The sequence below is a fragment of the Streptomyces albus subsp. albus genome (assembly GCF_000725885.1).
Classification (GTDB): Bacteria; Actinomycetota; Actinomycetes; order Streptomycetales; family Streptomycetaceae; genus Streptomyces; species Streptomyces albus.
Map to the genome: position 1 here is coordinate 1 of NZ_JODR01000023.1, position 19,004 is coordinate 19,004.

At 72.8% G+C, this 19,004-nt stretch carries 14 protein-coding genes and 1 pseudogene; 8 read left to right on the top strand and 7 right to left on the bottom strand.

All coding sequences use genetic code 11. The annotated features are described in order from the left end of the window. Positions 1 to 331: pseudogene (locus IO40_RS37165) on the bottom strand (hypothetical protein); the annotation flags it as partial. A gap of 74 nt (positions 332 to 405) precedes the next feature. On the opposite strand from IO40_RS37165, the gene IO40_RS0125105 reads away from it, so the two are divergent. Next, positions 406 to 1,302: a LysR family transcriptional regulator gene (locus tag IO40_RS0125105; protein WP_016468995.1), complete on the top strand. Its 897-nt coding sequence runs from the start codon at positions 406 to 408 to the stop codon at positions 1,300 to 1,302. A gap of 166 nt (positions 1,303 to 1,468) precedes the next feature. Next, positions 1,469 to 4,078, top strand: coding sequence for an aminopeptidase N (gene pepN, locus IO40_RS0125110; protein WP_030408478.1), 2,610 nt, complete (start codon positions 1,469 to 1,471; stop codon positions 4,076 to 4,078). A 297-nt stretch (positions 4,079 to 4,375) separates the two neighbouring features. On the opposite strand, the gene snpA is transcribed toward pepN (IO40_RS0125110), so the two are convergent. Further along, positions 4,376 to 5,059, bottom strand: a complete 684-nt coding sequence (gene snpA / locus IO40_RS0125115) for a snapalysin (RefSeq protein ID WP_031176190.1) — start codon at positions 5,057 to 5,059, stop codon at positions 4,376 to 4,378. 235 nt (positions 5,060 to 5,294) lie between these two features. Here snpA and IO40_RS0125120 point away from each other — a divergent pair, with 235 nt between their 5' ends. After that, positions 5,295 to 6,275, top strand: coding sequence for a LysR family transcriptional regulator (locus IO40_RS0125120; RefSeq protein ID WP_030408479.1), 981 nt, complete (start codon positions 5,295 to 5,297; stop codon positions 6,273 to 6,275). Positions 6,276 to 6,330: 55 nt separating this feature from the next. Here IO40_RS0125120 and pepN (IO40_RS0125125) read toward each other — a convergent pair whose 3' ends face one another. Next, positions 6,331 to 8,952: an aminopeptidase N gene (gene pepN, locus IO40_RS0125125; protein WP_031176191.1), complete on the bottom strand. Its 2,622-nt coding sequence runs from the start codon at positions 8,950 to 8,952 to the stop codon at positions 6,331 to 6,333. Positions 8,953 to 9,146: 194 nt separating this feature from the next. Between pepN (IO40_RS0125125) and IO40_RS0125130 the strand changes: the two genes are divergently transcribed. Further along, complete coding sequence (locus tag IO40_RS0125130) at positions 9,147 to 9,785, top strand: DsbA family protein (RefSeq protein WP_016468990.1); 639 nt, start codon at positions 9,147 to 9,149, stop codon at positions 9,783 to 9,785. Positions 9,786 to 9,921: 136 nt separating this feature from the next. Here the strand turns inward: IO40_RS0125130 and IO40_RS0125135 are convergent, their stop codons facing one another. Then, on the bottom strand, positions 9,922 to 10,563 hold the full coding sequence (locus IO40_RS0125135) for a superoxide dismutase (protein ID WP_030408482.1): 642 nt from the start codon (positions 10,561 to 10,563) through the stop codon (positions 9,922 to 9,924). A gap of 173 nt (positions 10,564 to 10,736) precedes the next feature. Then, complete coding sequence (locus IO40_RS0125140) at positions 10,737 to 12,188, bottom strand: amino acid permease (protein WP_016468988.1); 1,452 nt, start codon at positions 12,186 to 12,188, stop codon at positions 10,737 to 10,739. A 418-nt stretch (positions 12,189 to 12,606) separates the two neighbouring features. On the opposite strand from IO40_RS0125140, the gene IO40_RS0125145 reads away from it, so the two are divergent. After that, a complete protein-coding gene (locus IO40_RS0125145) occupies positions 12,607 to 13,215 on the top strand; it encodes a biotin transporter BioY (protein WP_016468987.1) in 609 nt (202 codons plus the stop codon). A gap of 135 nt (positions 13,216 to 13,350) precedes the next feature. Here IO40_RS0125145 and IO40_RS0125150 read toward each other — a convergent pair whose 3' ends face one another. Beyond that, on the bottom strand, positions 13,351 to 14,814 hold the full coding sequence (locus IO40_RS0125150; protein ID WP_031025844.1) for an amino acid permease: 1,464 nt from the start codon (positions 14,812 to 14,814) through the stop codon (positions 13,351 to 13,353). 191 nt (positions 14,815 to 15,005) lie between these two features. On the opposite strand from IO40_RS0125150, the gene IO40_RS0125155 reads away from it, so the two are divergent. Both IO40_RS0125155 and IO40_RS0125160 read left to right on the top strand, forming a co-directional pair. Beyond that, complete coding sequence (locus IO40_RS0125155; protein ID WP_016468985.1) at positions 15,006 to 15,509, top strand: ribose-5-phosphate isomerase; 504 nt, start codon at positions 15,006 to 15,008, stop codon at positions 15,507 to 15,509. A 4-nt stretch (positions 15,510 to 15,513) separates the two neighbouring features. Then, positions 15,514 to 16,359, top strand: a complete 846-nt coding sequence (locus IO40_RS0125160) for an Fpg/Nei family DNA glycosylase (protein WP_016468984.1) — start codon at positions 15,514 to 15,516, stop codon at positions 16,357 to 16,359. Between the two features lie 31 nt (positions 16,360 to 16,390). Here the strand turns inward: IO40_RS0125160 and IO40_RS0125165 are convergent, their stop codons facing one another. Further along, positions 16,391 to 17,647 (bottom strand): GNAT family N-acetyltransferase, encoded by a 1,257-nt coding sequence (locus IO40_RS0125165; protein ID WP_016468983.1) that lies wholly within the window; start codon positions 17,645 to 17,647, stop codon positions 16,391 to 16,393. Between the two features lie 148 nt (positions 17,648 to 17,795). Here IO40_RS0125165 and IO40_RS0125170 point away from each other — a divergent pair, with 148 nt between their 5' ends. Then, positions 17,796 to 18,959 (top strand): PP2C family protein-serine/threonine phosphatase, encoded by a 1,164-nt coding sequence (locus tag IO40_RS0125170; protein ID WP_016468982.1) that lies wholly within the window; start codon positions 17,796 to 17,798, stop codon positions 18,957 to 18,959. Positions 18,960 to 19,004 lie beyond the last annotated feature (45 nt).

The following is a 19,004-nucleotide window of genomic DNA, read 5'->3' on the forward strand; positions in this document are numbered from 1 at the left end:
GGCCCGGGGTGGTGCGGTTTGCGGCGGGGCCGGTGGGGCTCGTGCCGGTGGAGGTGCGGTCGGCGGTGGCGGGGCCCGCGGTGGTGCGGCCGGAGGGGATGGCGTCCGCGGTGGTGGGGGCGGGAAACGTAGGGCCGCCGGCGGCTGGGCCCGGGGCGGCAGGGCCCGGGTTGGGGCCGCCGTCGGGGACGGTGCCGGCGGTGGCGGGGCCGGTGGCGCTCGTGGCGGGGGCCGTCGGGGTGTGGCCGGTGAGGGCGTCGCCGCGGGCTTGCGAGGGGTCGCGCGGCTGCGGGGTGTCGTACGGCTGGGCGTCCGTCTCCCTCATGCTCATGCCCAGCACTCTGCCTGTCCGGACTGACAAGCAAAAGCGACGATTCGTGACGGGTACCCATTAGCATCGCTGTCGTGTTCAGCGCCGACCGGCTCCGCGCCCTCCACGCCGTCGCCCAGCACGGCTCCCTGGCCCGCGCCGCCCGGGTCCTGCACATCACCCCCTCCGGCGTCTCCCAGCAACTGGCCAAACTGGAACGGGAGACGGGCCACACCCTGCTGGAACCGCACGGACGCGGGGTCCGGCTCACCCACGCCGGACGGGTCCTGGCCGGGCACGCGGCCCGTGTCGTGGCCCAGCTGACCGCCGCCGAGACCGACCTGGCCGACCTCCGGGACGAGATCCTCGGACCCCTGCGGATCGGCGGCGTCGGCAGCTCGCTGCGCGCCCTGATGCCCGACGTGCTCGCCACCCTCACCGCCGCGCACCCCCGGCTGCAGGTGACCGTCGAGGACGGGGAGGCCGTGGACATGGTGCCGCGGCTGTCGGGCGGCGAACTGGACCTGCTGCTCATCGAGAGCTGGCTCAACCGCCCCATGCCGCTGCCCGAGGGCGTGCGGGTGGCCACCCTCGCCGAGGAGGACGTGAGCGTCGCCCTGGCCACCGGGCACCCGCTCGCGGACCGCGCCACCGTGGACCTGGCCGAACTGGGCGACACCGCCTGGGCCGCCTGCCCGGCCGGTACGGAACCGCACGAGGCGCTGGTGCAGGCGCTCCGCTCCAGGGGAGTCGAGCCCCGGATGCGGTACACCCTCACCGAGTACGCCACCCAGCTCGCGTTCGTGGCCCGCGGACTGACCGCCGCACTGGTCCCCGGCATGGCGCAGACGCCCTGCCCGCCCGGGGTGCGGTTCGTACCCGTGGATCCCCCGCTGCGCCGCGAGGTGCGGGCCGCCTGGCGCGCGGGCGGCGACAGCCCCTCCGTACGGGCGTGCCTGGCCGCGCTGAGCGCGCACGGCGACGGCGGCTGACGCGGCGGCCCGGACGGCGGGCCCGGACCCGCCGCCCGGCGTCCGGCGGACCCGCCGGACGGGGCGGGAACGCCCGCCGCCGGTCGTCGTCGCCGCGTGGAAGGATGGGCGCAGCAGACAGCGCAGAACATCCGCGAGCGACTCGCGAGAGTGGGGAGATCACCAAGTGCCTGGCACGAATCTGACGCGCGAAGAGGCCCAGCGGCGGGCACAGCTGCTCACCGTGGACTCCTACGAGGTCGAGCTGGACCTCAGCGGCGCGCAGGAGGGCGGGACCTTCCGCTCGGTCACCACCATCCGCTTCACCGCCGCGGAGGCCGGTGACACCTTCGCCGATCTGGTGGCACCCACGGTGCACGAGGTGACCCTCAACGGGACGCCGCTGGACCCGGCCGCCGTCTTCGCCGACTCCCGCATCGCCCTCACCGGTCTGACCGCCGGCCCGCAGGAGCTGCGCGTGGTCGCCGACTGCGCGTACACCAACACGGGTGAGGGCCTGCACCGTTTCGTGGACCCGGTCGACGACCAGGCGTACCTCTACACCCAGTTCGAGGTGCCGGACGCGCGCCGGGTCTTCACCACCTTCGAGCAGCCGGACCTGAAGGCCACCTTCCAGTTCACGGTCCGCGCCCCCGAGGGCTGGACGGTGATCTCCAACTCCCCGACGCCGGAGCCGACGGACGACCACGTGTGGCGGTTCGCGCCCACGCCCCGCATCTCCACGTACATCACGGCGATCATCGCGGGTCCGTACCACTCCGTGCACAGCACCTGGGAAGAGAAGGGGGGCCAGGGCGAAGCCGGGTCCGCGGGCCGCAGCGTGCCGCTGGGCATCTACTGCCGTCCCTCGCTGGCCGAGCACCTGGACGCCGACGCCATCTTCGAGGTCACCCGGCAGGGCTTCGACTGGTTCCAGGAGAAGTTCGACTACCCGTACCCGTTCGAGAAGTACGACCAGCTCTTCGTGCCCGAGTTCAACGCGGGCGCCATGGAGAACGCCGGCGCGGTCACCATCCGCGACCAGTACGTCTTCCGCTCCAAGGTCACCGACGCCGCCTACGAGGGCCGCGCCGAGACCATCCTGCACGAGCTGGCCCACATGTGGTTCGGCGACCTGGTCACCATGGAGTGGTGGAACGACCTGTGGCTGAACGAGTCGTTCGCCACCTACACCTCCATCGCCTGCCAGGCGCACGCCCCCGGCAGCCGCTGGCCGCACGCCTGGACCAGCTTCGCCAACCAGATGAAGACCTGGGCCTACCGCCAGGACCAGCTCCCCTCCACCCACCCGATCATGGCGCCGATCCGCGACCTGGACGACGTCCTGGTCAACTTCGACGGCATCACCTACGCCAAGGGCGCCTCCGTCCTCAAGCAGCTCGTCGCCTACGTCGGCATGGACGAGTTCTTCCAGGGCGTGCGCGCCTACTTCAAGCGCCACGAGTGGGGCAACACCCGCCTGTCCGACCTGCTGGGCGCCCTGGAGGAGACCTCGGGCCGCGACCTGAAGACCTGGTCCAAGGCGTGGCTGGAGACCGCGGGCATCAACATCCTGCGCCCCGAACCCACCTGCGCCGAGGACGGCACCCTCACCGCGCTGGCCATCCGCCAGGAGGCGCCCGCCCTGCCGCAGGGCGCGACCGGCGAGCCCACGCTCCGCCCGCACCGCCTGGGCGTCGGCTTCTACGACCTGGTGGACGGCAAGCTGGTGCGCACCGACAGCGTCGAGCTGGACGTGGACGGCGAGCTGACCGAGGTGCCGCTGCCCCGCACCCGCAAGCGGCCCGACGTGCTGCTGCTCAACGACGGCGACTACACCTACGCCAAGGTGCGGCTGGACGCCGACTCGCTGGCCGTCGTCACCCAGCACCTCGGCGACTTCGCCGACCCGCTCCCGCGCGCCCTGTGCTGGGCCTCGGCCTGGGACATGACCCGCGACGGCGAGATGCCCGCCCGCGCCTATCTGGACCTGGTCCTGAGCGGAGTCGGCAAGGAGTCGGACATCGGCGTCGTCCAGTCCCTCCAGCGTCAGGTCAAGCTCGCCCTGGACCTGTACGCGGCCCCCGGCTGGCGGGAGACGGGGCTGACCCGCTGGGCCGAGGCCGCCCTGGAGCAGCTGCGTGCCGCCCGCCCCGGCAGCGACCACCAGCTCGCCTGGGCCCGGGCGTTCGCCGCCGCCGCCCGCACCGACGCCCAGCTCGACCTGCTGGCCGCGCTGCTCGACGGCGGTGAGACGGTCGAGGGCCTGACCGTGGACACCGAACTGCGCTGGGCGTTCCTGCAGCGGCTCGCCGCCACCGGCCGCGCCGGTGAGGCGGAGATCTCCGCCGAGCTGCGCCGGGACGCCACCTCGGCGGGCGAGCGGCACGCCGCCGCGGCCCGCGCCGCGCGGCCCACCCCCGAGGCCAAGGCGGAGGCGTGGCAGGCGGTCGTCGAGAGCGACACGCTGCCCAACGCCGTGCAGGAGGCCGTCATCTCCGGCTTCGTGCAGACCGACCAGCGCGAGCTGCTGGCGCCGTACGCGGAGCGGTACTTCGCCGTCGTCAAGGACGCGTGGGAGCAGCGCAGCCACGAGATGGCGCAGCAGATCGTCCTGGGCCTCTACCCGGCCCTGCACGTGTCCGAGGAGACCCTGCGCGCCACCGACGCCTGGCTCGCCGCGGCGGAGCCGAGCGCCGCGCTGCGCCGCCTGGTGACCGAGTCGCGGGCCGGCGTCGAGCGGGCGCTGCGCGCCCAGGCCGCCGACGAGGCAGCCGCCGGCACCACCGCGGACTGACCCGGGCACGGCCGTCCGGCGCCGGACAGGACCCGGCGCCGGACGGTACCGACCCGGTCTGCGGTCCGCCGCGTGGACCGGCTCCGCGCGAGCGCCCCCGTGCGTGAACGACGACGCCCCCGGCCGCGCGGCCGGGGGCGTCGTGCGCGGAGGCTCCGGCCGGCCCCTCGGCAGGGACCGGTGGGGGGTGGGGCGGTGCGGCGGCCCCGCCGGGGGCGGCCGGAGCCGGTGCGGAGCGGACGACCGGGGACCGTCAGGGGCGCGGACCGGGCCCGCGTTCCCGGCCCGCGCCGCGGATCACCGGATGCCGACCTTCTCGGCCATCACCTCGGTGACACCGTTGGCCCACAGCTGCTCGACCCGGGAGCGCTCGGCGGCGTTCGGCTGCGCGTTGGTGCAGGACGGGCCGGGGCCGCCACCGGACATCAGCTCGCTGCACGGACCCGAGTAGTGGTCCGGCAGGCCGAGCACGTGCCCGGTCTCGTGCGCGACGACGCGGTTGGAGTTGTACTGCTGGTTCTGCGCGTAGTCGAGGAAGATGTAGCCGCTGCCGTGCCCGTCGGTGTAGGCGTAGGAGCCGCGCGGGTCGTTGCCCTCGCGGTAGCTGAAGCTGGCGCCGCTGCCCTCGGCGAGCTGGACATTGCGGACGGCGGCGTTCCACACCCGGGTGCTGTTGGCTATCTGGCTGCGGAAGCTGGGCGCGCTGCTCGCGTTGTACCGGACGGTGACCTGCTGGAAGCCGGGCTTCTCGCCCTGCTTGCGGAGGGTCTCCTTCACGATGAACTTGAAGAACTCCCTGTTGGCGCGCTCGCTCTCGCCCGTGTAGCCCTGGGTGGTGGCCTCCGCGGGGGCGGACGCTGTCTGGTGGCGGGGGGCCGGGGCTGCCGCGTCGGAGGCGGTCGCGGGCACGGCGCCCAGTCCGAGGGCCACGGTCACACCGAGGCCGAGCGCCGCCGAGGCAGCCGATCTGCGGTATCGCATCGGGGGGTCTCCTTAGGCTCCGAGGGCCGGCGCCGCGAGGTGGGGCGTGCTGGCGTGGGGGCGTCGCCGGACCCTGGGGACGGATTCCTGCTGCGGGAGAGTCTGTTCGAGCGGACCGCGTTGCGGAATGATGCCATCTGGCGATAACACGGGCCCATCACCGGGTGCTCCGGGCCGATTTCGCGGCGTGTTCACCGGCCGGTCGCTGTCTGGTGTGACGTGTGACACCGCCGTTATGCTCCGCCCTGTGGAGCTCGAAGTGAGGCATCTTCGTGCACTGTGCGCGATAGCCGACACCGGCAGCGTGCACAAGGCGGCCCGCCAACTCGGCATGACACAGCCGTCGTTGACGACCCAGCTGCGCCGCATCGAGCAGGCCGTCGGCGGACAGCTCTTCACCCGGGAGCGCACCGGCAGCAGGCCCACCCCGCTCGGCCGTACCGTCCTCACCCGGGCCCGTCCCATCGTCGCGCAGATGACGGAGCTGATCCGCGAGGCCAAGGAGGCGGCCGGCCTGGGCTGGTCAGGCCCCGGTGCCCGGCTGCGGCTCGGCAGCACCGGGAGCAGGGCCGTGCCCGGCTGGCTGCGCCGTCTCCACCGCCGGCTGCCCGACACCGACATCACCTTCCAGACCGACGTCTCGGCCAACACGCTGCTGCGCATGGTGGCCTGCAACCAGCTCGACGCCGCCTTCGTGCACGAGGTCGAGGGCGCTCCGCTGCGGGTGCCGGAGGGGGTGGAGCTGCGGGTACTGGTGGGGCGCGAACCGCAGTTCGTGGCCGTGCCGGAGAGCCATCCCGCGGCCCGTGCCGGGCGTGCCGTGGCCGTACCGGAACTCGCCGGCGAGACGTGGATGGTCGATCCGTCGGTGGACGGGGACTGGGACGGGCTGCGGCAGGTCTTCGCCGCGGCCGGCATCGATCCGAGGGTGGTGTACGGCGACTATCTGTCCGCCGGCGACCTGGTGGCGGCGGGCGAGGTCGTCACACCCTGCCAGCCGACGTCCCGGCCGCGCCCCGGCATGGCCGTCGTGCCGCTGGCGGGGGACCCGCTCGGGGTGCGGCTCCTGGTCGGCTTCCGGGGCGGGGCCGGACTGACCCCCGAGGGCGACGCCGTCTTCGCCGATCTGCGGGCCGCCTACGAGGAGGTCGCCTGGTCCAGCCCCGCCTACGCGCGGTGGCTCACCGCCCGGCGCGGGCTGCCCGTGGTGGCCTGAACGGGCCCGTGCCCCGAGCGGGCCGCATCGGGACCGCCCGGGGCACGGGAAGGGCTCACTCGCCGGCGGCGGCGTCCGTGCGCTGGGCCGCCAGGGCGCGGGCCAGGTCGTCGCGGGACTCGGCGACCAGCCGCCGCAGGGCCGGTGCCGCGTCCCCGTGCGCCGCCAGCCACGCGTCGGCGGCGTCCAGCGTGGCCCGGTCGCCCTGGGAGGCGGGGAAGAGACCCCGCACGATGGCCATGGCGATCTCGATGGACCGCGAGGCCCACACCGACTCCAGCACCTCGAAGTACCGACCGGCGTACGGCGCGGTCAGCTCCGCCTGGGCGGGCTGGTCGAAACCGCTGATGGTGGCTTCGACGAGGGCGTTGGACAGCGCGTCGGACTCCACGACGGACGCCCACGCCTGGGCCTTGACGGCGGCCGACGGGCGGGCGGCCAGGCACCGCACCTGGTGCCGCTTGCCGGAGGCGGTGTCGTCGCGGGCCAGTTCCGCGGCGAGGGTGGTCTCGTCGGCGATGCCCTCGGCGGCCAGCGGTTCGAGGAAGGTCCAGCGCAGCTCCTGGTCGACCTCCAGACCGTCGATGCGCGCGGTGCCGGCCAGCAGCCCCTGCAGCAGCCGCAGTTCCTGTTCGCCGGAGGCGACGGCGGCCAGGAACCGGGCCCAGGCGAGCTGGTGGCCGCTGCCGGGCGCGGCCTGCCGCAGCCGGGTGACGGCGCCCTCGGACAGCAGCCGGCGGCCCTCGGTGCGCCACTGCGGCGCGGTGTACCGGTCGAGAGCGAGCTTCGCCTGGCCGTGGAGCATCTGGAGGACGCCGATCTCGGTCTCGTCGCCGGCGAAGCGCAGCACGAGGTCGAGGAAGTCGCGGGCGGGCATCAGCCCGTCGCGGGTGAGGTTCCACAGCGCGGTCCAGCACAGGGCGCGGGCCAGCGGGTCGGTGATCTCGCCGAGGTGGCCGCGGAGGGTGGCGAGCGACACCTCGTCGAAGCGGACCTTGCAGTACGTCAGGTCGGCGTCGTTGACCAGCACCAGGTCGGGACGCTCGGCACCGGCGAGCTCGGAAACGGTGGTGCGGGCACCGCTGACGTCGGTCTCGGCGTGGGCGTACCGCTCCAGGACGCCGCGGGCCGGATCGCGCCGGTAGAGGCCGACGGCGACGCGGTGGGGCCGCAGCACCGGGTGGCTGTCGGGGGCCTCCTGGAGCACGGCCAGTTCGGTGACCCGGCCGGCCGCGTCATAGGTGAGCTGCGGGGCGAGGGTGTTGACCCCGGCGGTCTGGAGCCAGGCCTTGGACCAGGCCGCCATGTCGCGGCCCGAGGTCTCCTCCAGGACGGCCAGCAGGTGTTCCAGCCGGGTATTGCCCCACTGGTGGCGCTTGAAGTAGCGGCGGGCGCCCTCCAGGAAGGCGTCCTCGCCGGCGTAGGCGACCAGTTGCTTGAGGACGGAGGCGCCCTTGGCGTAGGTGATGCCGTCGAAGTTGAGCTTGGCGTCCTCCAGGTCCCGGATGTCGGCGGTGACCGGGTGGGTGGAGGGGAGCTGGTCGGCGCGGTAGGCCCAGGACTTGCGGCGGTTGGCGAAGGTGATCCAGCCGCCGGTGAACCGGGTGGCCTCCACCAGCGAGAAGGCGCCCATGAAGTCGGCGAAGGACTCCTTGAGCCACAGGTCGTCCCACCACTCCATGGTGACCAGGTCGCCGAACCACATGTGCGCCATCTCGTGCAGGATGACGTTGGCCCGGCCCTCGTAGGAGGCCTCGGTGACCTTGCCGCGGAAGACGAACTCCTCGCGGAAGGTGACGCAGCCGGGGTTCTCCATGGCGCCGATGTTGTACTCGGGCACGAACGCCTGGTCGTACTTGCCGAACGGGTACGGGTAGTCGAAGTGGTCGTGGAAGAAGTCCAGGCCCTGCTTGGTGATGGTGAAGATGTCGTCCGCGTCGAAGTAGGGGGCCAGGCCCTTGCGGCACAGGGCGCCCAGCGGGACGACCAGCTCGGTGCCGTCGGGGAAGGTGCGGCGGTAGGTGTCGGCCACGTAGTGGTAGGGGCCGGCGACGACCGCGGTGATGTAGGTGGAGATCGGCCGGGTGCGGGCGAACCGCCACACCGCGGCGCCGTCGTCGAGGGGCTGCGGCTCGCCCTCCTGGGCGCCGTTGCTCAGCACCGTCCAGCCGGCGGGCGCGGTGACGGTGAAGTCGAAGGGCGCCTTGAGGTCGGGCTGCTCGAAGTTGGCGAAGACGCGGCGGGCGTCGGCCGGCTCGTACTGGGTGTAGAGGTAGACCTCTCCGTCCTCGGGGTCGAGGAAGTGGTGCAGGCCCTCACCGGTGCGGCTGTAGGCACACTGGGCGTCAACGGTCACGGTGTTCTCAGCGTTCTCGGCGCCGGCTCCGCGCAGCCGCGGCAGGGTGACGCGGCTGCCGTCGAAGACCTCCTCGACCCGCAGCGACTCCCCGTTGAGCGTCACGGAGTGTACGTGCGGCGCCACCAGGTCCAGGAAGGTGGTGGCGCCCTCCTCGGCGCAGGTGAAGCGGATCGTGGTGGTGGACCGGAAGGTGCGGGGACCCTCGGCGGGCGGGGGCTGGACAGCGGAACGCAGGTCCAGTGCCACGTCGTACCCGCTGACGGTCAGCAGGGCGGCTCGCCGCCGGGCCTCGGTGCGGGTCAGGTTCTCTCCGGGCACTGCCACGCTCCCTTTCCGTGCGGTCCCCGCGGGGACCGGTGCTCGTCTCGCATGGTGAACAACCCGCTCAGCATCCCATGCGCCTTTGACGGCCGGTACGCGGGAATGCCTCCGGGGCCCGGAACGTTGTCCGCGTCCGAGGATGCGTCCGGCGCACCGTGCCCGGACACCGTTCGTCGTGCTGAGGAGCCCGCATGCCCGAGACGTCGGAGAAGACCTACGCCGACTTCTGGTTCGACCCGCTGTGTCCGTGGGCGTGGATGACCTCCCGCTGGATGCTGGAGGTGGAGAAGGTCCGTCCGGTCGAGGTGCGCTGGCACGTGATGAGCCTGGCGGTGCTGAACGAGAACCGGCTGGACGAGCTGCCCGAGGGGTACGCCGAGATGCTGAGCCGTGCCTGGGGCCCGGTGCGGGTGTGCGTGGCGGCGGAGCAGGAGCACGGCAACGACGTGCTCGGCCCGCTCTACACCGCGATCGGCACCCGTGTGCACCCGGGAGGGCGCGAGCTGGACCGGGAGGTGCTGGTGGAGGCGCTCAAGGAGACCGGACTGCCGGTCTCGCTGGCGGACGCCGCCGACACCGACGCCTACGACGTGGCGCTGCGTGCCTCGCACGAGGAGGGCATCGGCCTGGTGGGGCAGGAGGTGGGCACCCCCGTCATCGCCGTCCCGGCCGCGGACGGTGGCAGGACCGCCTTCTTCGGGCCCGTGGTCACCCCGGCACCCAAGGGGGAGGCGGCGGGCCGGCTGTGGGACGGCACCCTGCTGGTGGCTGCCACCCCGGGCTTCTTCGAGATCAAGCGCACCCGTGACGTGGAGCCGATCTTCGACTGAACACTGCGCCCCCCGCTGCACCGCAGACCGAGGGCCCCCTGTGCGTCACGCCCGCACAGGGGGCCCTCTTCCTTCTCCCGCCCGCCGTGAAGGGTGAGAAGACGATCACGAGGACGGAAGCCGTGGCGGCCGGCGGTTACGGGGCCAGCAGCAGGTTGTCGGCGCGCTCCTTGGCGGCGGTGTAGCGGGCGGCGACGTCCTGCCAGTTGACGACGCGCCACATGGCCTCCACGAAGTCGACCTTCTGGTTGCGGTACTGGAGGTAGAAGGCGTGCTCCCAGGCGTCGAAGACGAGGATCGGCACCGATCCCTGCCCGACGTTGCCCTGGTGGTCGTAGACCTGCTCGACGATGAGCCGACCGGTGATCGGCTCGTAGGCCAGCACGCCCCAGCCGGAGCCCTGGGTGGTGGCGGCGGCCTTGGACAGCTGGGCCTTGAACTTGGCGAAGCTGCCGAAGGACTCCGCGATGGCGTCCGCCAGCTCGCCGGTGCCGTCCTTCTCCAGCGGTTCGCCGCCGCCGTCGCCGGTCATGTTCTGCCAGTAGATGGTGTGGAGGATGTGCCCGGACAGGTGGAAGGCCAGGTTCTTCTCCAGCCCGTTGATGGAGCCCCACTGGTCCTTGTCGCGCGCCTCCGCGAGCTGTTCGAGGGTGTCGTTGGCGCCCTTGACGTACCCGGCGTGGTGCTTGTCGTGGTGCAGCTCGATGATCTCGCCGCTGATGACCGGCTCCAGCGCGGAGTAGTCGTACGGCAGCTCCGGCAAGGTGTATGTCGACATGCTCTCGCCCTTCGCTCGCTAATGCACATTACTTGCAACTAGAAGTTAGCAGCAACAGCGCGCGAAAAAGCGGAGCGCCCCCTGCGGAAAGGGGGCGCTCCGCTCGTCGGTGATCGGTCGTCAGTCGTAGGACCGGCCGGGTCCGATGGGGGCCGTCCGGTCCCGGAGGGCGCTCAGGCGCTCTCCTCGGCCGGGGTGCGGGAGTGCAGCCGCTGGCGGATGTAGCCGGCCAGGGCCAGCACCGCCGTCAGTCCCGCGGTGAAGCTGAGCTGGGTACGGGTGTCGCCCTCCCGCAGCATCAGCAGCAGGATCGCCACGATGCCCAATATGGCCACGATGGTCAGCCAGGGGAACAGCCACATCCGCACCACCAGCTTCTCCGGCGCCTCCCGCTCCAGCCGGTGGCGCAGGATCAGCTGGGAGACGGCGATGAAGCCCCACACCACCAGCGTCGCGGCCCCGACCATGTTCAGCAGCCAGCGGAAGACGGTGTCCGCCCACAGGATGTTCAGCAGCACCGCCACGAAACCGAAGAAGGACGAGGCGATCACCGCGTAGCGGGGCACGCCCTTGGAGCTGAGCCGGTTGAGGAAGGCCGGGCCCTCACCGCGTTCGACCAGGGAGTAGGACATCCGCGAGGCACCGTAGATGTTGGCGTTCATCGCCGACAGCAGGGCGATGAGCACCACGACGTTCATCACCTGGGCGGCGGCGGGGATGCCCACGTAGTCCAGGACGGCCGCGTAGGGGCCGGTCTTGACGGACTCGTCGTTCCACGGCATCAGCGTGACGATGACCAGCATGGAACCGACGTAGAAGACGGCGATCCGCCACACCGCCGTGCGCACCGCCTTGGCCACACCGGAGACGGGCTTCTCCGACTCGGCCGCCGCGATCGTGACCGTCTCCAGCCCGCCGAAGGCGAACACGGAGGCCAGCAGGCCCACGATCAGCCCGTCGGCACCGGTGGGGAAGAAACCGCCGTCGCCGCTCAGATGGCTGCTGCCCGGAGACTCCGTCCCCGGCAGCAGCCCGGCTATCGCGAGCACGCCCAGCACCAGGAAGGCCGAGATCGTCAGCACCTTCAAGGCGGCGAACCAGAACTCGTACTCGCCGAAGTTGCGCACCGCGGCCAGATTGGTGCCGCAGAAGACGAGCATGAACAGCGCGACCCACATCCACTGCTCGGTGGCCGGCAGCCAGCCCGTCATGATCTTGGCCGCGGCCGTGGCCTCCGTCGCGATGGCCACGCACAACAGCGTCCAGTAGATCCACCCGGAGGCGAAACCCGCCCAAGGTCCTAGGGCCCGCTCGGCGTGCACGGAGAAGGAGCCGGACGCCGGGCGGGCCGCGGACATCTCGCCGAGCATCCGCATCACCAGCATCACCAGTGCGCCGGAGGCGGCGTAGGCGAGGACGATGGAGGGCCCGGCCGCGGCGATGCCCTCGCCGGAGCCCACGAACAGCCCGGCGCCGATCACCCCGCCCAGGGCGATCATCGACAGGTGCCGCTGCTTGAGGCCCCGCGCCAGCGAGCGCGGGGCGCCGGTGCCGCCGGACGATCTGGAGGTGGGCGCGGGCTCGCCGGACGAGTGCGGCGCGTCGGACGTCTCGGTGCGCGTCATCAGTGGCCGTTCCTGGGTGTGAGGGGATGGGCGGGGACAAGGCGGTTCCGTGTGGCGTACGCCCCCCACAGTGTTCGTGAGGCAGCCCCGGCACAGCAATAATCGTGCAGCCCGTCCCGGGATGCGGACGAGTCCCTCACTCCGCGGACACAGGTACGGGCGCCCCGCACGCCCGCTCTGCCGCCCGGCTCGCGCCCCCACCGTCCGCGGGCCCACTCCGGCGCTGCCGGCAAGCCCACGCCGCGCCCTGTCGCCGATCTCACGCCCGCACTGTCAGCAAGCTCACGCCCGTGCACGCTCAGCGCTCGAGCGGTTTCGGCTAGCGTCGACGGGCACACGCAATCGGCCGTGGCCGTCACGTGGGGGCCCGCTCCACCCCGAGGCGGCCCGCCCCGCTCGCACCGGACGGAGATACCAGATGAGTGCCCTCACTTCCGCCGCAGCCACCACGCGCCCCGGCGCCGTGCTCGCGGACCTGCTGCCGGCGGCCACCGCGACCCGCGCCCGGGTCCGGGACGCCGCGCTGGTGGCCGGCGGCGCCGCGCTGACCGGGATCGCCGCACAGATCGCCGTGCCCGTGCCCGGTTCGCCGGTGCCGGTCACCGGCCAGACCTTCGCCGCCCTGCTGGTCGGCGCCGGGCTGGGTGCCCGGCGCGGCTTCCTCGCCCTGGCCCTGTACGCCGCGGCGGGCATGGCCGGGATGCCGTGGTTCGCCGAGGCGTCCGCCGGTGTGGGCATGCCCACCCTCGGTTACGTGCTGGGCATGATGCTCGCGGCCGTCGTGGTGGGTTCCCTCGCCCGCCGGGGCGGTGACCGCGGCGCGCTGCGCACGGCGGGCACGATGGCCGCGGGCCTGGCCGTGGTGTACGCGGTCGGCGTCCCCTACCTGGCGCTGTCCACCGGGATGTCGCTGGGCGAGGCCGTCGCCGCCGGGCTGGTGCCGTTCCTGATCGGTGACGCCCTCAAGGCCGCGCTGGCCATGGGCGCCCTGCCCACCGCCTGGAAGCTGGCCGGCCGCAAGGGCTGACAGCACACCTTCTGGTCGATTTCCCGTCGATTTGCTGTCGACTTCCCGTCGTTTTCCGGTCCATCCGGCCGTCCACCGACGGCGAAGGGCCCGGCGCCGCCCCGGCGCCGGGCCCTCGTGCGTGTGTGCGGCGGCTCAGCCCGCGTCCACCGTCCCGGCCGGCTCGCCGCCGGGCACAGCCGCGCGCCGCAAGCGGTCCTTGACCAGCGAGGTGATCAGCACCCCGGCGGCGACGGCGAGCGAGAGCACCATCTGGGTCCGCCCGTCGTCGTCGGTGAACATGTAGCCGATCACGAAGACGATCAGCCCGATGGTCGCCCACGTCAGATACGGGTACAGCCACATCCGTACGGTCAGCCGCTCCGGGGCCTCCCGCTCGATCCGGCGCCGCATCCGCAGCTGCGAGGCGCAGATCACCAGCCACACGAAGAGCGCGACGGCGCCCGAGGAGTTGAGCAGGAACTCGAAGACGGTGTCCTTGGCGATGTAGTTGAAGAAGACCGCCACGAAGCCGAAGGCCACCGACGCCAGGATCGCCGCCGTGGGCACCCCGCGCCCGTTGGTCCGGCCGAAGGAGGCGGGGGCGTCGCCGCGCTCACCCAGCGAGAAGGCCATCCGGGAGGCGGTGTAGAGGCCGGAGTTGAGGCAGGAGAGCACCGCCGTCAGCACGACGACGTCCATCACGGTGCCCGCGTAGGGGATGTCGAGCGCGTCGAGCACCGCCACGTAGGGGCCGTCGGTGGCGATGGCCTTGGAGTCCCACGGCAGCAGCGAGACGATCACGAACATCGAGCCGATGTAGAACAGACCGATCCGCCAGATGACGCTGTTGACGGCCTTGCGCACGGCGGTGACCGGGTTGGGCGACTCGGCGGCGGCCAGTGTGACGATCTCGCTGCCCATGAAGGAGAAGACCACCAGCAGCATCCCGGAGAGGATCGCGCCGGGCCCGTTGGGCAGGAACCCGCCGTGTCCGGTCAGGTTCTCCATACCGGCGGCGCTGTCGGCGGGCGGCAGCCCGACGAAGGCGATCAGGCCGACGACGATGAACGCGATGATCGCCACGACCTTGATGCCCGCGAACCAGAACTCGAACTCCCCGTAGGAGCCGACGGAGATCAGGTTCGTCCCCGTCAGCACCAGCATCACCAGCAGGGCCCACACCCACTGGTCGACCGCCGGCACCCAGCCCTCCAGGATCTCGGCGGCGGCGGTCGCCTCCACGGCGAGCACCACCGCCCAGAAGAACCAGTACAGCCAGCCGATGGTGAACCCGGCCCAGCGGCCCAGCGCCCGGTCGGCGTAGGTGGAGAACGAGCCGGAGGCGGGATCGGCCGCCGCCATCTCGCCGAGCATCCGCATCACCAGCACGACCAGCAGCCCGGCCAGCGCGTAGGACAGCAGGATGCCGGGGCCCGCGTCGGCGATGCCGGCCTTGGAGCCGACGAACAGCCCGGCGCCGATCACCCCGCCGATGGCGATCATGGACAGATGGCGGTTCTTGAGACCGGCCTGAAGGCCGTCACCGCCCGGCGAACCCGGTGCGGGCGGGCTCTGCGGCGGCTCCCCCGACGGACGCGGGGTGTACTGGGAACTCATGGGGCAGCCGGCTCCTCGTGTGGTCGTCGTTGACGAGCGTTCACATGTAAGGGCTGGTTCTGCCCCCGGGGGAAGAGCCGAATCCGGTTTGTGGCCTGCGCAACATTCCGGCCGCCGGCGCCGCAACACCGCCGCCCGTCTGCGCCGCCCTGCGCGGGGCGCGCGCCGAGGGGGGTGGCACACTCTGCGGTATGCGCGTGTACCTCGGCTCCGACCATGCCGGTTTCGAACTGAAGAACCACCTCGTCGAGTGGCTGAAGTCCGCGGGCCACGAGCCCGTCGACTGCGGCCCGCACATCTACGACGCCGACGACGACTACCCCCCCTTCTGCCTCCGTGCCGCCGAGCGCACGGTGGCCGACAGCGGCTCCCTCGGCGTCGTGATCGGCGGTTCCGGCAACGGCGAGCAGATGGCAGCCAACAAGGTCCCCGGCGCCCGCTGCGCCCTGGCCTGGAGCCAGGAGACGGCGGCGCTGGCACGCGAGCACAACAACGCCAACCTGGTCAGCGTCGGCGCCCGGATGCACACGACGGAGGAGGCCGTCTCCTTCGTCGAGACGTTCCTGAACACCTCCTTCTCCGAGGGCGAGCGCCACCAGCGCCGCATCGGCATGCTCGCCGACTACGAGCGCACCGGCGAACTGCCGCCCGTCCCGGCCCACCACCCCAAGGCCCCGCAGACCTCCCAGGACTGAACCGGTGCCCGAAGGCCACACCATCCACCGGCTCGCGCGCGATGTCGCCGACCGGTTCGCCGGACACCCCCTGGACGCCTCCAGCCCCCAGGGGAAGTTCGCCGACGGCGCCGCACTGCTGGACGGCACCGCGCTGACCGTGACCGAGGCCCACGGGAAGCACCTCTTCCTGGGCTTCGGTCCGGTCGGCTGGGTGCACATACACCTGGGCCTGTACGGCACCTTCCGGTTCGGCGAGGGCCCGCCGCCCGAGCCGGTGGGCCAGGTGAGGCTGCGGCTGGCCACCCGGCCCGACGAGCCGGCCGTCGCAGGCGTGCCGGGGCCGCTGCACTACGCCGACCTGCGCGGACCCACCCGCTGCGAGCTGCTGACCGGCCCGGAGAAGCAGGCCGTCAGCGACCGGCTCGGCCCCGACCCGCTGCGCCCCGCCTCCGACCCGCGGGCGGCGTGGGAGCGGATCAGCCGCAGCCGCACCAGCATCGCCGCCCTGCTGATGGACCAGAAAGTGGTCGCCGGGGTCGGCAACGTCTACCGCGCCGAGGTCCTCTTCCGGCACGGCATCGACCCCTACCGGGCGGGCCGCGACCTGACCCGCGAGGAGTGGGACGCCCTGTGGGCGGACCTGGTCGCTCTGATGCGGGACGGGGTGCGCAAGAACCGCATCGACACCGTGCGCGACGAGCACACCCCCGAGGCCATGGGACGCCCGCCGCGCGTGGACGACCACGGCGGAGAGGTGTACGTCTACCGCCGCGCCGGGCAGCCCTGCCTGGTGTGCGGCAGTCCCGTCGCCACCGCCGAGCTGGCCGCCCGCAACCTGTTCTGGTGCCCGGGCTGCCAGCGCGGCTGAGCCCGGCCGGGCCGCGCCCGGCCGGGCCGGATCAGAAGCCGTGCGGCAGGAACGGCGCGGTCTCGCTCGCGAACGCCGTCGAGGCCGCCCGCAGCGCGCCCGAGGAGGGACGCTCCTCCGTCACCAGGCCGGCGCCCGCCAGCGAGTGCAGCGAGGTTCCGCCCAGGTAGGCGCTGCCGAGCTCACGGACGGACAGCGACAGGTCGGCGGCGTCCCGGGTGGGCTCGCACACCGCGCCCTTCTCGTCGCCGGACAGCCGCCAGTTGCCGGTGTTCCAGGGGCAGAACTCGTCCTCGACCCGCAGCACCACGTCCACGGGGGTGGCGTAGGTGCGGGCGGCCAGCGCGCCGCCCACGTCCACCGGGCGCACGTAGAGGGAGTCGGTGTTCAGCCGGGTGGGACAGCGGCGGATGTCGTCCACCAGGTGCTGCCACGGGTCGTCCAGGGGCCGGTTGTCGGCGACGATCCAGGTCGTCAGGTCGATGTCGAACAGGAAGCGCCACAGGGCCGCGTACCCGGCCGTGTCGAGCGCCTCCAGCTCCCGCAGCCGGACCTCGCCCGCGGGCGCGTCCGACTCGGTCCAGTCCGCCTTGACGGCGTAGCGGGCGTACGCCACCGGCTCGCCGTCGCGCAGCGCCACCACACAGCGCAGGGGCGAGGCCCCTTCGCGCCGGCGCTCGGGGTCGAGCAGGCGCTCGCGCTCGAACCCCGGGCGCCGCTCCAGCATCCCCGGGCGCCGGTCCAGCACCCGGGCGTACACCGACTCGCACTCCGCCAGCAGCGACGCCGCCTCGTCGGACTGCCGCAGCCGCAGCTCCGCCGCCTCGGCGGCCACCGCGGCGGGCAGCCGCAGCCGGACCCGGCCGGTGTCGATGCGGACCGCCAGCGAACGGACCGCCAGGCCGTACCCGAACCGCCCGTAGATCGGTGCCTCCGACGCCGTCAGCGCGGCCAGCGGCTCGGTGCCCGCCGTCCGCACGTCGTCCAACTGCCGCCGCATGAACGACCGCAGGATGCCCCGCCTGCGGTGGGTGGGCGCCACACTCACCATCGTCACGCCCGCCGTCGGGACGAGCGCGCCGCCGGGCACCGTCATCCGGAGCGAGAACAGCCCCGCCGTGGCCACCGGACGGTCCTCGTCCCACACCCCCAGGCAGCGCTCGACCTCGGTCAGCGAGCGGTACAGCTCCCGCTCCTCGGATGTGCTCTCACCGGCGAAGGCGCTCACCAGCGCGCTGTGCCAGGCATCCCATTCCGACGGCTGGAGTACCCGCGGCTCAATAGTCATACGGCCATGCCTAGCAGGCACGACGTGACGGAGCGAACGTTTTTTCCCGCCCGCCGCGCCACCCCGCACGCCCGGAGGCGTCGCGCGCGCCCCCGCCCGAGCGGGCGGGAATCGACGGGCAACCGAGCGGTGGCTAGGCTCCCTGAGCATGGCGGAACGCCGCGCACGACGCACATCGGCGACGGCCCGGACGCACCAGGTACTCAAAACCTGGCACCGGGTCCGCACCAACCTGCGCAAATCCGCCGTGGACTACTTCCGGGGCGGCGCCTCCGACTGGGTCGCGCTGACCGGACTGCTGCTCACCATCCCGGCATTGACCTGCGGCACCGTCATAGCTCCGCTGTGGTGCGCCCCCGAGGCGCTGGTGCTGCCGATCATCGCCGGCGGACTGCTGCTGCGGCCCGCCAGCCTGCTGGCGCTGTACGCCGCGGCGGCGGTGGCCCTCATGGTCGAGTCGCTGCTGCTGGAGCCGTGGCAGTTCCAGGACGGCGCCGGCCGGGTCACCCCCGGCACCATCCTGGTCGTCGCGGCGGCGGGCCTGTCCGGGCTGCTGATCGCCCAGTTCCGCAGCCGCGTCGGGGTGCCCTGGCGGCGCGGCGGAACGATGCTCTTCGACCTGCGGGAACGTATCCGCGTCCAGAGCAAGCTGCCCGCCCTCCCGGCCGGCTGGCACCACGAGATGGCGCTCCGCCCGGCAGGCGGCCAGTCCTTCTCCGGCGACTTCGTCGTCGCGACCCGCACCGGGCCCCGGCGCCGCACCCTGGAACTGGTGCTCACCGACGTGTCCGGCAAGGGCATGGACGCGGCCTCCCGCGCCCTGCTGCTGTCCGGCGCCTTCGGCGGGCTGCTCGGCTCCCTGCCGCCGCACGACTTCCTGCCCGCCGCCAACGGCTACCTCCTGCGCCAGTCCTGGGACGAGGGCTTCGCCACCTCCGTCCACCTCGTCCTCGACCTGGACTCCGGCGACTACGAGCTGCTGTCGGCGGGGCACGTGCCCGCGATGCAACTGCACGCCGGAAGCGGCAAATGGGAGGAGAAGGCCGCCGAGGGCCCGCTCCTGGGCGTCTACGACGGCGCCGAGTTCATCCCCGAGAAGGGCACGCTGCGCTCCGGCGACGTGCTGATGCTCTTCACCGACGGACTCGTCGAGACCGCCGACCGGGACCTGACCGAGGGCATCGACCGGCTCACCGGCGAGGCCGACCGCTACGTCGCCTCCAGCTTCCACGGCGCCGCCTGGCACCTGATCGAGTCGGTGGCCAAGGACGTCAACGACGACCGGGCGCTGCTGCTCATCTGCCGCGACTGACGGCTTCCCGGCCCGGCCGCCGCCCCGGCCCGGCCGCCTCCCCCA

What these genes read in the sequence shown, in the direction of transcription:
- snpA (WP_031176190.1), bottom strand. Translation starts at nt 5,059, where the DNA reads ATGCGATACCGCAGATCGGCTGCCTCGGCGGCGCTCGGCCTCGGTGTG.
- IO40_RS0125120 (WP_030408479.1), top strand. Translation starts at nt 5,295, where the DNA reads ATGCTCCGCCCTGTGGAGCTCGAAGTGAGGCATCTTCGTGCACTGTGC.
- IO40_RS0125130 (WP_016468990.1), top strand. Translation starts at nt 9,147, where the DNA reads ATGCCCGAGACGTCGGAGAAGACCTACGCCGACTTCTGGTTCGACCCG.
- IO40_RS0125135 (WP_030408482.1), bottom strand. Translation starts at nt 10,563, where the DNA reads ATGTCGACATACACCTTGCCGGAGCTGCCGTACGACTACTCCGCGCTG.
- IO40_RS0125140 (WP_016468988.1), bottom strand. Translation starts at nt 12,188, where the DNA reads ATGACGCGCACCGAGACGTCCGACGCGCCGCACTCGTCCGGCGAGCCC.
- IO40_RS0125145 (WP_016468987.1), top strand. Translation starts at nt 12,607, where the DNA reads ATGAGTGCCCTCACTTCCGCCGCAGCCACCACGCGCCCCGGCGCCGTG.
- IO40_RS0125150 (WP_031025844.1), bottom strand. Translation starts at nt 14,814, where the DNA reads ATGAGTTCCCAGTACACCCCGCGTCCGTCGGGGGAGCCGCCGCAGAGC.
- IO40_RS0125155 (WP_016468985.1), top strand. Translation starts at nt 15,006, where the DNA reads ATGCGCGTGTACCTCGGCTCCGACCATGCCGGTTTCGAACTGAAGAAC.
- IO40_RS0125165 (WP_016468983.1), bottom strand. Translation starts at nt 17,647, where the DNA reads ATGACTATTGAGCCGCGGGTACTCCAGCCGTCGGAATGGGATGCCTGG.
- IO40_RS0125170 (WP_016468982.1), top strand. Translation starts at nt 17,796, where the DNA reads ATGGCGGAACGCCGCGCACGACGCACATCGGCGACGGCCCGGACGCAC.